This window comes from Photobacterium sp. CCB-ST2H9 (assembly GCF_023151555.2).
Lineage (GTDB): Bacteria > Pseudomonadota > Gammaproteobacteria > Enterobacterales > Vibrionaceae > Photobacterium.
In genome coordinates, this window is the sequence record NZ_CP100425.1 from 3,122,772 (window position 1) to 3,135,346 (window position 12,575).

General features: G+C 51.7%; 16 protein-coding genes. 9 read left to right on the forward strand and 7 right to left on the reverse strand.

All coding sequences use genetic code 11. The features are described 5' to 3' along the window. The first annotated feature begins 4 nt into the window (after nt 1-4). The 5 genes from surA to L4174_RS14300 all read left to right on the forward strand — a co-directional run bounded on the left by surA (nt 5) and on the right by L4174_RS14300 (nt 4,370). Nucleotides 5-1,309, forward strand: coding sequence for a peptidylprolyl isomerase SurA (surA, locus tag L4174_RS14280; protein ID WP_248141546.1), 1,305 nt, complete (start codon nt 5-7; stop codon nt 1,307-1,309). Beyond that, nucleotides 1,296-2,288 (forward strand): 4-hydroxythreonine-4-phosphate dehydrogenase PdxA, encoded by a 993-nt coding sequence (gene pdxA, locus L4174_RS14285; RefSeq protein ID WP_248141547.1) that lies wholly within the window; start codon nt 1,296-1,298, stop codon nt 2,286-2,288. The genes surA and pdxA overlap by 14 nt, the downstream gene beginning before the upstream one ends. Next, on the forward strand, nt 2,285-3,097 hold the full coding sequence (gene rsmA, locus L4174_RS14290; protein WP_248141548.1) for a 16S rRNA (adenine(1518)-N(6)/adenine(1519)-N(6))-dimethyltransferase RsmA: 813 nt from the start codon (nt 2,285-2,287) through the stop codon (nt 3,095-3,097). Before pdxA ends, rsmA begins: the two co-directional genes overlap by 4 nt. A 62-nt stretch (nt 3,098-3,159) precedes the next feature. Further along, on the forward strand, nt 3,160-3,543 hold the full coding sequence (apaG, locus tag L4174_RS14295) for a Co2+/Mg2+ efflux protein ApaG (protein ID WP_248141549.1): 384 nt from the start codon (nt 3,160-3,162) through the stop codon (nt 3,541-3,543). 11 nt (nt 3,544-3,554) lie between these two features. Continuing rightward, complete coding sequence (locus L4174_RS14300) at nt 3,555-4,370, forward strand: symmetrical bis(5'-nucleosyl)-tetraphosphatase (RefSeq protein WP_248141550.1); 816 nt, start codon at nt 3,555-3,557, stop codon at nt 4,368-4,370. Here the strand turns inward: L4174_RS14300 and L4174_RS14305 are convergent. Continuing rightward, complete coding sequence (locus L4174_RS14305) at nt 4,367-5,269, reverse strand: LysR family transcriptional regulator (RefSeq protein ID WP_248141551.1); 903 nt, start codon at nt 5,267-5,269, stop codon at nt 4,367-4,369. The two genes, L4174_RS14300 and L4174_RS14305, sit on opposite strands and share 4 nt — an antisense overlap. A gap of 185 nt (nt 5,270-5,454) precedes the next feature. Between L4174_RS14305 and L4174_RS14310 the strand changes: the two genes are divergently transcribed. The 3 genes from L4174_RS14310 to thrH are packed head-to-tail and all read left to right on the forward strand — an operon-like array spanning nt 5,455 to nt 7,354. Then, nucleotides 5,455-6,111, forward strand: coding sequence for a 2OG-Fe dioxygenase family protein (locus L4174_RS14310; RefSeq protein WP_254589086.1), 657 nt, complete (start codon nt 5,455-5,457; stop codon nt 6,109-6,111). A gap of 24 nt (nt 6,112-6,135) precedes the next feature. Then, nucleotides 6,136-6,753: a LysE family translocator gene (locus tag L4174_RS14315; protein WP_248141553.1), complete on the forward strand. Its 618-nt coding sequence runs from the start codon at nt 6,136-6,138 to the stop codon at nt 6,751-6,753. A 4-nt stretch (nt 6,754-6,757) separates the two neighbouring features. Continuing rightward, on the forward strand, nt 6,758-7,354 hold the full coding sequence (thrH, locus tag L4174_RS14320) for a bifunctional phosphoserine phosphatase/homoserine phosphotransferase ThrH (RefSeq protein WP_248141554.1): 597 nt from the start codon (nt 6,758-6,760) through the stop codon (nt 7,352-7,354). Nucleotides 7,355-7,417: 63 nt separating this feature from the next. Here the strand turns inward: thrH and folA are convergent, their stop codons facing one another. The 6 genes from folA to rplU all read right to left on the reverse strand — a co-directional run bounded on the left by folA (nt 7,418) and on the right by rplU (nt 11,257). Further along, entirely contained in the window at nt 7,418-7,903 is a 486-nt protein-coding gene (gene folA, locus L4174_RS14325; RefSeq protein ID WP_371929410.1) for a type 3 dihydrofolate reductase, read from the reverse strand. A 26-nt stretch (nt 7,904-7,929) separates the two neighbouring features. Then, nucleotides 7,930-8,403, reverse strand: coding sequence for a threonine/serine exporter family protein (locus L4174_RS14330; RefSeq protein ID WP_248141558.1), 474 nt, complete (start codon nt 8,401-8,403; stop codon nt 7,930-7,932). Then, nucleotides 8,400-9,179, reverse strand: coding sequence for a threonine/serine exporter family protein (locus L4174_RS14335; RefSeq protein ID WP_248141559.1), 780 nt, complete (start codon nt 9,177-9,179; stop codon nt 8,400-8,402). Before L4174_RS14335 ends, L4174_RS14330 begins: the two co-directional genes overlap by 4 nt. A 117-nt stretch (nt 9,180-9,296) precedes the next feature. After that, nucleotides 9,297-10,478 (reverse strand): Obg family GTPase CgtA, encoded by a 1,182-nt coding sequence (gene cgtA / locus L4174_RS14340; protein ID WP_248141562.1) that lies wholly within the window; start codon nt 10,476-10,478, stop codon nt 9,297-9,299. 190 nt (nt 10,479-10,668) lie between these two features. Further along, nucleotides 10,669-10,926 (reverse strand): 50S ribosomal protein L27, encoded by a 258-nt coding sequence (gene rpmA, locus L4174_RS14345; RefSeq protein WP_036750185.1) that lies wholly within the window; start codon nt 10,924-10,926, stop codon nt 10,669-10,671. A 19-nt stretch (nt 10,927-10,945) separates the two neighbouring features. Then, on the reverse strand, nt 10,946-11,257 hold the full coding sequence (gene rplU / locus L4174_RS14350) for a 50S ribosomal protein L21 (RefSeq protein ID WP_036750187.1): 312 nt from the start codon (nt 11,255-11,257) through the stop codon (nt 10,946-10,948). A gap of 277 nt (nt 11,258-11,534) precedes the next feature. Here rplU and ispB point away from each other — a divergent pair, with 277 nt between their 5' ends. Next, on the forward strand, nt 11,535-12,506 hold the full coding sequence (gene ispB, locus L4174_RS14355) for an octaprenyl diphosphate synthase (protein WP_248141563.1): 972 nt from the start codon (nt 11,535-11,537) through the stop codon (nt 12,504-12,506). Nucleotides 12,507-12,575 lie beyond the last annotated feature (69 nt).

Here is a 12,575-nt window from a genome sequence, read left to right on the forward strand (position 1 = left end):
GGATATGAAAATGTGGAAGTCTCTAATTCTCGGCCTGTCTCTTCTGGGCCTGACGACCGGCTCGATGGCCGCTCTGAAGCCGCTCGATAAGGTAGTCACCATTGTCAACGACAGCGTGATCCTGCAAAGCGATGTTGATGCCATGCTGAAAACCGTCCATCTGAACGCCGCCCGTCAGGGACAGCCGCTGCCGGATGACAGCATTCTGGTCAATCAGGTGCTGGAAAAGCTCATCATGGAAACCCTGCAATTGCAGCAGGCCGATCAGTTCGGGATCCGTATTGATGACAACCGGCTCGACAGCGCCATTGCCCAGCTCGCAGCAGAGCGCAAAATGTCGGTTGCCCAGCTCCAGCAGGAACTGGCCGGTGCCGGGATCAGCTACGCCATCTTCCGCGAACAGATCCGCCGTGATCTGACAGCAAGTGAAGCCCGTACCATTATGGTCCGCCGCCGGATCAATATTCTGCCGCAGGAAGTTGAAAACCTGGCCACTCAGCTCAACCAGCAACAGCAGGAAGGTGTTCAGTACAATGTCAGCCACATCCTGATCCGTCTGGAGGAAGGTGCCAGCCAGACCGACCGCCAGGCCGCTGAACGTAAAGCGAAAGATCTGGTTGCCCAGTTGAACAAAGGCGCCGACTTCGCCAGCCTGGCCTACAGCGCCTCGAATGGCCCGAAAGCCCTTCAGGGCGGTGCCTGGGGCTGGATGAGCCCGGAAGAAATGCCGACTATCTTCGCCGATCAGATCCATGCACAGGGGAAAGGTGCTATCATAGGGCCATTCCGCAGTGGTGTGGGTTACCACATTCTCAAAGTCAATGATGTGAAAGGTCTGGAGACTGTTTCGGTCACCGAAGTGAATGCCCGCCACATCCTGCTGAAAACCTCCGTTATTCTGAGTGATGACGGAGCGAAAAAAGAGCTGGAGCAGGTTCGCAAGGACATTTTGTCCGGTCAGCGCAGCTTTGCTGATGCGGCTCAGGCATTAAGTGCTGATCCGGGCTCTGCCGTCAACGGCGGTGAACTGGGCTGGCAAACGCCTGACATTTATGTCCCTGAATTCAAGGCACAGGTCGAAAGGCTGCCGAAAGGCACCATCAGTGAACCGTTCAAAACGGTACACGGCTGGCACATTGTAGAAGTGCTGGATCGCCGCCAGGTCGACCGGACTGATGCTGCGGTGAAGAACCGTGCCTACCGGATCCTCTTCAGCCGGAAATTTAATGAGGAAGCACAGGCGTGGCTGCAGGAACTGCGGGCCGGCGCCTATATTGAACAACCAGGATATGATGATGAACAAGGTTAAACGTATTGCCATCACGCCGGGAGAACCGGCGGGAATTGGCCCGGATCTCGTGATCGCGCTGGCACAACAGTCCTGGCCGCACGAGCTGGTGATTTGTGCCAACACCGGGCTGATGGCAGAACGTGCAGCCCTGTTGGGTTTACCACTGGAAATCATCCCTTATGATGCAAACCGCCCGGCACAACCGCACCGTCCGGGCACGCTGGTGGTTGCTGACCATCCGCTGAAAGCCACTGTGACGCCGGGTGAACTGGACGAACAGAACGGTCACTATGTACTGGATACCCTGAGGCGCGCCGCCGAGGGCAACATGGACGGCGAATTCGCCGCCCTGGTTACCGGTCCGGTTCACAAGGGCATTATTAACCGTGCAGGCGTGTCATTCAGCGGCCACACGGAATTTTTCGCCCAGCAGGCTCAGTCCAACCAGGTGGTCATGATGCTGGCAACCGAAGGCTTACGGGTCGCGCTGGTCACAACGCATATTCCGCTGGCTTACGTGGCGAAAGCCATCACTGTGGATCGCATCCATCAGGTGATCCGCGTACTGCACGCTGACCTGATCAGTAAGTTCGGTATCCGGAAACCTAAAATTTATGTCTGTGGCCTCAACCCGCATGCCGGGGAAGGCGGACACCTTGGCCGGGAGGAGATAGAAGTGATCACTCCGGCACTGGATATCCTCAGAGAAGAGGACGGGATGGATCTGGTTGGCCCGCTGCCAGCCGATACCATCTTCCAGGATAAATATCTGGCAGAAGCTGATGCGGTACTGGCGATGTATCACGATCAGGGTCTGCCAGTTCTGAAATTCAAAGGTTTTGGTAATGCCGTCAACATCACGTTGGGGCTGCCTTTTATCAGAACATCAGTTGATCATGGTACCGCACTGGAACTTGCGGGTACCGGACAGGCGGATATCGGGAGCCTCAGGACAGCGCTTTCCCACGCCATCGAAATGGTAGACAAACAACAATGAGCAGTGATCAGGTCCATTTAGGCCACCGCGCCCGTAAGCGCTTTGGCCAGAACTTCTTGCACGACGACTACATCATCGACAATATCGTCGCCGCCATTAACCCGAGACCCGGCCAGAACCTGGTGGAAATCGGTCCGGGACTTGGCGCCCTGACAGAGCCTGTCGGCAAGCAGGTCGACAAATTCACCGTCATTGAGCTGGACCGCGATCTGGCCGAGCGTCTGCGTCACCATCCGGATCTGTCCAGCAAGCTGACGATCCACGAAGGCGATGCCATGCGTTTCGACTTCACACAGCTGATCAAAGAAAACAACAAACTGCGGATTTTTGGCAACCTGCCATACAACATTTCGACTCCGCTGATGTTCCACCTGTTCAGCTTCCACCAGCATATCGAAGATATGCACTTCATGCTGCAGAAAGAAGTGGTTAATCGTCTGGCGGCAGGTCCTGGCAGCAAAGCCTATGGCCGTCTGACTGTCATGGCACAGTACTACTGCAAAGTCATGCCGGTACTGGAAGTACCGCCAAGTGCCTTCAAACCGGCACCGAAGGTCGATTCAGCGGTGGTACGCCTGTCGCCGTATGAGACGTTGCCGCACCCGTGTACGAACCTGAAATGGCTGGATCGTGTGACTCGCGAAGGTTTTAACCAGCGCCGCAAAACCGTGCGAAACTGTTATAAAGCACTGATGGACAGTGAGACACTGGAGAGTCTGGGGATCACCCCATCATCCCGACCTGAAAACCTGAGCCTTGAGCAATTCGTGGCGATGGCGAACTGGCTGGATGCTAACCACAGCCATTAAGCAGGAAGCCGGACCAAAGGTCCGGCAGCTGGTCAGAGTCGTAATCGAAAGGAAGCAGCAAGGTGAACAACAAAGCTAACCCAACCATCAAATGCCGGGTCATCACCCACTACATTGATGACCAGTCCGAACCGGAACAGGATCGCTACGTTTTTTCCTATACCATTACCATTTGCAATCTCGGTCAGGGTTCAGCACAGCTCCTACGCCGCAGCTGGCTGATCACAGATGCCAATGGTAAAAAGCTGGTCGTCGAAGGTGAAGGCGTTGTGGGTGAGCAGCCGACGATCGCAGCCAATGATGAATATACCTATACCAGCGGAACCATCATCGAAACCCCGCTGGGCGTGATGGAAGGTCATTACATCATGATTGATGAAGCCGGCAATGAATTCACGGCAGAAATTCTGCCATTCCGCCTCGCCATTCCGAATATTCTTCACTGAGCAGGACTGCCATGGCAACCTATCTGGTCGGCGACATTCAGGGCTGTTACCGTGAACTCTGTACTTTGCTGGAGCAAGTTGGCTTCAGTGAAAAATCAGATGAACTCTGGCTGGCGGGTGATCTTGTCGCCCGGGGACCGGACTCCCTTTCCACCCTGCGCCTTATAAAATCGCTGGGCAGCAATGCCACCACGGTTCTGGGAAACCACGATCTGCACTTACTTGCTATCGCCCGCGGGATTGGCAGCGCCAAACCCAAAGACCGTGTCGATCCGATTCTGACCGCCAATGACAGCGATGCACTGCTGGACTGGCTCAGCCACCAGCCTTTGTTTGCTGAACATCCTGTCCATCCGATCGTCATGGCGCATGCCGGCATCCCACCTCAATGGCAGCTCGAAGATGCCCGCCGCTGTGCCCGTGAAGTTGAAAGCATGCTTCAGGGTGAAAATCAGTTGTGGCTGCTGACCCATATGTACGGCAATGAGCCCGATTTGTGGGATCCGGAGTTATCCGGACTGAAACGGATGCGCTACAGCATCAACGCCCTGACCCGGATGCGTTTTCTGCACCCGGACGGACGCCTGGAAATGCACTGCAAACTGCCGCCGGGTGAACCGGGGACAGAACAGTTCATTTCGTGGTTTGACTTTCCCCGCGCACAACCGCTGGGCAAAACCGTTATTTTTGGACACTGGGCTTCACTGATGGGCCACCGGGATGATCATGTGATCGGACTGGATACCGGTTGCGTCTGGGGCAATCAGCTCACCATGCTGCGCTGGGAAGATCAGCAGCTATTTCAGCAAGCTCGGCTGGATCCTTAGTCCGCCCCACTAACGGAAGCAATCACGGCTTCCCGGGTCGCGGCAAATTCTTCTCTTAACCAATTCAGAAAAATCCCCACCCTTTCATCCGCTTCAATCGCATGCGGTGACAGCAGGTAATAAAAAGAGTCATCCGGTGTGAAACCGCAGGGGGCAGCCAGCTGCCCGTTCCGGATGTCACTCCCGACCATATAAATTGAACTCAGCCCATAACCTGAACCGGCGTGTACCGCTTCCAGCATAATGTAGAAGTGTTCAAACCACATATCATCACTGCTGTTGACAGGCTGCTGGGTTCGTTGCTGCCACTCATTCCAGGCATCTGGCCGGGTTTTGGTGTGCAGCGTTGTGACTGAACCGGACAGTACTTTCCCACTGGCAAACTTTTCAGCCAGAATGACCGGTCCCATCATCTCCGGGCCGATCGGCTCAGCATGATAATCCGGCTTCCAGTTGAAGTCGTTGCGACGAATGGCAATGTCTGCCTGACTTTTCACAAAATCAATCGGTCCGCCGGACGCACTCAGGTGCAATTCAATCTCAGGATGTGCCGCTTTAAAATCCGCCAGCCGGGGGATCAGCCACTTCATCATAATGGTCGGCTCACAGGAAACGACGAGAGGCGCCTGACTTCCTTCCGTGTTCAGCTCTTTCAGCGCATTCTTCAGAATCGCCAGCATCTCATGGCAGGCTGTTCTTAATTTCACGCCGTCTTTCGTGAGGAAAATGCCACGATTCCGCCGCTCAAATAAGGTCACACCCAGCACACTTTCCAGTTGCTTGATCTGACGACTGACCGCTGATTGCGTCACACACAGTTCGTCTGCCGCTTTCACCAGACTCTGATGTCGCGCGGCAGCCTCAAAAAAACGCAAAGCATTTAAGGAAGGAAGATTCATATCCGTGACTTTTTCTCAAGTATTTTGATTACAACAAATCAATATTCATTTTACGAGAAATCATCAACAATATGAACCAGATGACTTAACAAATATAACGACGTAAGTTGGTGATTGAAGTGTCAATTAAAGAAATCTGCAGTAGTTTAACGGAAAAAAGCTATTGTTTCATTGATGGTGAAACCATGTCGTCCATCATTCAAAAACGAGATCCTTACGGGTTAGATGACTGGACACAATTTAAAAACAGTTGGAATCATTTACAACTTGATACATATATGGCTGATGGCGGCACCTACAGAAAGCGTAAATATGCGACGCTGAGCTCCCCGGCCTCCAGTGGTGAATGGATTCTGGAACCACACCAGCCTCATTATCAGGGACTTAATTATAACAACCTCAATGGCGGGGTTGAGCGTCATTATGTACCGATTGATGACGACATTATCTACAGCAATACTTTCAATCAAATTTTGAAATTAGGTTGTGAGATTTTCAGCCAGATGTCTCCCGAATCCGACTGGCACATTGAAACGCATCAATTTCGTATTGAATCCAATGGTGAAATAAGCGGAAAGCCGACCCCCGAAGGTATTCACCGGGACGGCGTTGATTACATTTTAATGATGATGGTCAACCATCAAAATCTATCCGGCGGTGTCACCACAATTTATGATTTGGATAAAAACCCGCTGACAAGCTTCTCCTTAAATAAGTCGATGGATACGGCTGTACTGAATGACCACAACCTGTTCCATGGCGTGAGTGAAATATTACAAGACAATCCGGACCAAGAGACCATCAGGGACGTGCTTGTCGCTACATATCGTAAGAAAACATAATAGAACAACTGAGGGAATATACTCATGACAGAACTTATTGCTGTTGCCATTATTACGATTCTGGCCGTCATCAGCCCGGGAGCTGATTTCGCCATGGTTACACGAAACAGTTATCTTTATGGCAGAAAAGCAGGCATGCTGGCCGCCATTGGTATCGCACTCGGAGTGCTGATTCACGTCAGCTATACCATTCTGGGTGTCGGCCTAGTGATTTCGAAGTCGCCCATCCTGTTTTCAGTGATTAAAATCGTGGGTGCAGTTTACCTGATTTACCTGGGCTTCAATACGTTCAGTACCAAGGTGAAGCTTGCAATCGACCTGACTGAAACCGCCGCTATGTCGAACTTTCAGTCACTGCGTCAGGGCTTTTTCACCAATGCACTCAACCCGAAAACAACCCTGTTTGTCCTGAGTACATACACCCAGGTTGTGAACCCGGAAACCCCGCTGACATTGCAGATTGCTTACGGTCTCTTTATGTCATTCGCCCACTGGTTCTGGTTCAGCCTCGTCGCCCTGTTTTTTTCTCAGGAAAAATTACGTGCCGCAATGCTGAATAAACAAATCGTTTTAAACAGGGCAATTGGCGGCATCTTAATGTTCCTTGGTATTTCACTGGCCCTCTCACCCATGGTAGGTTAATCCAATGAATATTGCTTGTATCGACATGGAAGGTGTTCTTATTCCTGAGCTTTGGCCTTTATTAGCGGAAAAATATGATATTCCGGAACTGACCAAAACAACCCGGGAAGAACCTGATTATGAAAAACTGGTTTCGGAAAGAATTAACATTCTGAACCGGGAAAAGATCACACTGCTGGATGTTATTAAAACTGTAGATGATATTGAACCTCTGGAAGGGGCAAAATCATTTATTGATAAGCTGTCAAAGAAATATAAAGTTGTTTTGGTATCCGATGCTTTTTATCAAATGCTTTACCCATTATGGTTAAAGATCGGTCAACCCAAACTTTACTGCCATTACTTTCAGCTAAATAAAAGTGGGTTTATTGAAAAAGCAGACTATACGCGTAAGAAAGGAAAAATTGAGATCATCGAAAAGTACAACCGAAACAATAATAATATTATTTCGATTGGTGATGCTTTCAACGATCTGGAAATGCTGTCTGCTTCCAGCACCGGTTATTTATTTAAACCGTCCGAAATCGTTCGGAAAATGGCACCACCAGTGAATATTGTTGATTCCTATGATCAGATTCTGACCATGGAGCAACTGAATTAAAACACCCTGAAGTATGCTTCAAACAGCTCCCGTCCAATAGAGCGGGAGCTGAATTGATCAGACTCACGAATCAGATGACGAGTTTCGCTCCAGCACCACAAATGTCATGTCATGGGCATTCTTTTCATCCGCACGGTAAGCTTCACTGTAGCTTTGCTGCCAGTCGCTCCCCCAGTCAGGAAAGCAAGTATCGCCTTCCACACTGAGATCAATAAAAGTCAGATACAGGCGGTCAGCCATCGGCAGACATTCAGCATACACACTGCCACCACCAATGATCATCAGTTCATCCGTGTCTCCGGCGGCCGTTTTTGCAGCATCAAGGCTACTGACGACCGTAACCCCTGCCGCGGCAAATTCAGGGCTGCGACTGATCACAATATTGTGCCGTCCCGGCAATGGCCGGCCGATGGATTCAAAAGTTTTGCGTCCCATAACAACCGGTTTCCCCATGGTCACTTTCTTAAACCAGGCGAAGTCTGCGGGCAGGTGCCAGGGCATCGCATTGTCTTTACCAATCACTCTGTTCTTTGCCATCGCGGCAACCATACTGATGATCACGCATCTCACTCCTTTTAAATCACTGGTCGGCGACGATAAAACATTAAGCCGGGCATTGCCAGCCCGATTGCCAGCGCTGCAATTGTAAAAACAGCGGTGATCCCGTTTACAACCATCGACTGCCACAAAGCCTGACTATAGCCCTGCTGATTAATTTCCACCAAGGCAATCATTGTCTTAAATGCATACACACCCGGAACCATAGGGATCACAGCTGCAACCGTAAAGACATGCGGTGGAGCCACTAAACGCCTTGACCAGAAAATGCCGGTCATGCCCACCAGCATTGCAGCAAAAAAACTGGCCCATTCAATCGGCATTGCCTGATGCATCAGGACAAATCGACAGCCATGGCCGATCGCCCCCGCCAGCGCGCAATATTTCAATGCCCGGACCGGTACATTGAAAACCATCGCAAAGCCGACCGCAGGGATCGCCGCCAATGCCATATCGGCAGATAATGCGTACACCCATTGCCATATCGTCATGCCAACCACCCCCAGACATGAAACAGATTCATCGCAGCAACAATCCCCAGACTGGTTGCTAACGTCAGCAAACTGGCCATCACCCAACGGGAAATTCCCAGATTCACAAATCCAGAGACCATATCCGCCACCGCATTTATCAGCGGAAACCCGGGCACCAGTAACAACACGGAAGAAGCCATCGCCAGAAAAGGCTGATTTCCCCAGCCAAATAATGGCGCTACGGCAGAGACAGACGTGGCGGTAAATGCCGCTGCGGCAAAGGTAACCAGCGGATTGAAATGATGCTGCGCCATGTACAACCGCAGTGCCATCGCAGCTGCCGCGGCCAGGGTGGTAATTACCGCAATCATCCCGTCACCGCCCGCCAGGATACTGAACGCCCCGCAGGACAATCCGATCATCACAATCACCAGCACCGGCGGGTATCGCTGAGGCTGAATGCGATCCAGCCGCTTCGCCAGCGTCGCAGGATCCAGCAGACCTTTTTCAGCCATGATACACACATGATGGATCCGGGTGATCACCGCCATGTTGATCCCATGATCCCGGCATCGGCGTGTGGTCGTAATACAATGACCCTGACGCCGGACAGTCACCACGATGGCATTAGCCGTCAGGGCAATATCGACTTCCTCAGCCCCCATGGCCAGACCGAGCCGCTGGCTGACATTCACAACCACAGCGGATTCAGCACCATGCTGGAGCAGCTTTTGTCCGGCCTGAGCCACGATTCGGGCAATGTCCCGCAACACACTCACTGATACTTCCTCCATGCCTTCCCTCCCGAGAGTCACCTCTCTTGCCGATTATCTCCGTTGAGCAGAATATCAGTTTGATGAAGCACAAAAAAACCGCTCCTGAGAGCGGTTTTTTGCAACAAAGACTGTTCGTTAAGGCTTGTAAATGATTTCGACGTCATAGTCGTCTTCATTCCAGTCATCCCAGTCGTCATCATCGTCGTCATCTTTCTCAGCAGCGCCTTTCTTCAGCTGCTGTTCGTGGTAATCATCCCACTTAAAGTCGACTTTGGTTTCTTCCGCTTCATCTTCTTCCACAATCACTTGCGGAATTGATTCGATCAGCGTCATCAGCTCATAAGTCAGCGGTTTGGTACCGGTACGGTTCAGTGCCGAGATGCAGAAGTACTTGTCTTCCCATGCCAGCGCTTCCAGAACTTCCTGGATCTTTTCCTGAGCTTCATCTTCCGGCAGCAGATCCACCTTGTTGAACAGGATCCAGCGTGGCTTGTTTGCCAGTTTATCGCTGTACTGCTCCAGCTCATTGATGATGGTGAAGGCATTCTCCACCGGATCAGAGCCATCAGCCGGCAGCAGATCGATCATGTGCAGCAGGACCCGGCAACGTTCCAGGTGTTTCAGGAAACGGATCCCCAGACCAGCACCGTCAGCTGCACCTTCAATCAGTCCCGGAATATCCGCAACGACGAAACTGCGCTCGTTATCCACACGGACGACACCCAGGCTTGGTACCAGTGTGGTAAACGGATAATCCGCCACTTTTGGCTTCGCCGCAGATACCGCACGGATAAAGGTCGACTTACCCGCATTCGGCAGACCCAGCATACCGACGTCAGCAAGCAGCAGCAGCTCCAGACGCAGATGACGTATCTCACCCTTGGTACCCATGGTTTTCTGGCGTGGTGCACGGTTCACGGACGATTTGAAGCGTGTATTGCCCAGACCGTGGAATCCGCCCTTCGCCACCATAATTTTCATGCCATGCTTCGTCAGGTCAGCAATGACTTCACCGGTTTCTTCATCGACCGCGCGTGTCCCGACAGGCACAGACAGAACGCAGTCATTTCCGCGTTTACCGGTACAGTTGCCGCCGCGGCCATTTTCGCCACGTTCCGCAGCATGAAAACGTTCGAAACGGTAATCGATCAGGGTATTGAGGTTTTCGTCAGCCAGCAGGTAAACATCACCACCGTCGCCGCCATCACCACCGTCAGGACCGCCTTTCGGAACATACTTTTCACGGCGGAAGCTGACAGTACCATTACCGCCGTCACCGGCATCGACCCGGATTACCGCTTCATCTACAAATTTCATCTTATTCTCCGCACTCTGGCGTTCACTCAATCAGGCAGCTGTACGCCACTCTGCTTATTGTAATACCAATCGGAATAATTCTCAGGCAAGGCTTTGCCTATGGGCAGAGGCAGCAGAACGGCAGCGCTCTGCGCCATAACAAAAAGCCCCGCCAGTTGGCAGGGCTTTCTCGTTCTTGGCGAACCCGAGATTACTCAGCTTCGATAGAAACGAATTTACGGTTCTTAGGACCTTTCACTTCGAATTTCACTTTGCCGTCAGACAGAGCGAACAGAGTGTGGTCTTTACCGCAACCTACGTTGTTACCAGCGTGGAACTTGGTACCACGTTGACGAACGATGATGTTGCCTGCCAGTACAGATTCACCACCGAAGCGCTTAACACCCAGGCGTTTACTTTCTGAGTCACGGCCGTTACGAGTAGAACCGCCAGCTTTTTTGTGTGCCATCTCTAAACTCTCCTAATTCTTAAGCGCTGATGCCAGTGATCTTGACTTCAGTGAACCACTGACGGTGGCCCATTTGCTTACGAGAATGCTTACGACGACGGAACTTAACGATTTTCACTTTATCGCCGCGACCGTGTGTAATTACTTCTGCAGTCACTTTGCCACCAGCTACGAATGGCGCACCAACTTTAACGTCTTCACCGTTAGCAACCAGAAGAACGCTGTCAAATTCAACGTTCGCACCAGTTTCAACGTCCAGTTTTTCCAAGCGTAAGGTCTGGCCTTCGCTTACTCGGTGTTGCTTACCACCACTTTGGAAAACAGCGTACATGTCTTACTCCGCTCTTCCGCATAGGCCATTCGCCACGCAAAAATTGGGCAATGGGTATGCGCTTAATCTTGTCATCAATAGGGCGCGAATATTACTGGAAAACGCGGGTCTTGGCAAGCCGTTGGCTAAAGAAAATTGGCGAAAAGCTGCTCAGCAGGAAAAGTCATTCAATTTGCTCGACCAGAGGTTAGGAAGCTGACAAGTTTTTAGTGTAGTATGCGTGCATATTTCTTATTTTGATTGCGCCGATACGGCTTACAATTTTGCTGGATGTATCATGGATTTCAAAGCTATCCAAGCACTCACCGCCGATGACATGGCGGCGGTTGACGCAAAGATTCAAGCACAACTGACCTCAGAAGTCGCCCTGATCAACCAACTGGGATATTACATTGTCAGCAGTGGCGGAAAACGACTTCGTCCGATGCTGGCCGTGCTGGCAGCCCGGGCCTTAGGTTACGACGGTGATCAGCACACCACTGCCGCTGCCTTTATCGAATTTACCCATACAGCCACCCTGCTCCATGATGATGTGGTGGACGAGTCTGACATGCGCCGTGGAAAGGCAACCGCCAACGCTGCTTTTGGAAATGCAGCCAGTGTTCTGGTGGGCGATTATATCTACACCCGCTCGTTTCAGATGATGACCAGCCTGCGATCATTGCGGATCCTGGATATCATGAGTGAAGCGGTGAATGTCATCGCGGAAGGTGAAGTTCAGCAGTTGATGAACTGCAACGATCCCGATACGACCGAAGCCAGCTACATGCAGGTGATTTATTCCAAAACAGCCCGTCTGTTCGAAGCTGCAACACAAGTCGCTGCCATTCTGGCTGAAGCACCGGAAACCGTGGAAGCCGCCATGCAAGATTATGGCCGCTACCTGGGCACGGCTTTCCAGCTCATTGATGACGTTCTGGATTACAGTGCCGACGGCGAAGAGATGGGTAAAAACGTCGGTGATGATCTGGCGGAAGGCAAACCAACGCTGCCGCTGCTGCATGCCATGCATCATGGAAATGCCGAGCAATCAGCCATGATCCGCGAAGCCATTGAGCAAGGCAACGGACTGGATAAACTGCAACCGATTCTGGCCTGTATGGAAGAACACGGCTCTCTGACCTACACACAAAAGCGTGCTGAGGAAGAGGCAGAAAAAGCCATTGCTGCGCTGTCTGTGCTGCCTGACAGTGACTATAAAACAGCGCTGGTCGCATTAGCTCGCCTGTCGGTTAACCGCACTAAATAACCCTTTCAACACCCCTTTTAAACGGCCTGACATCTGCTCAGGCCGTATGCTGCCGCAAACCAGCCCGTT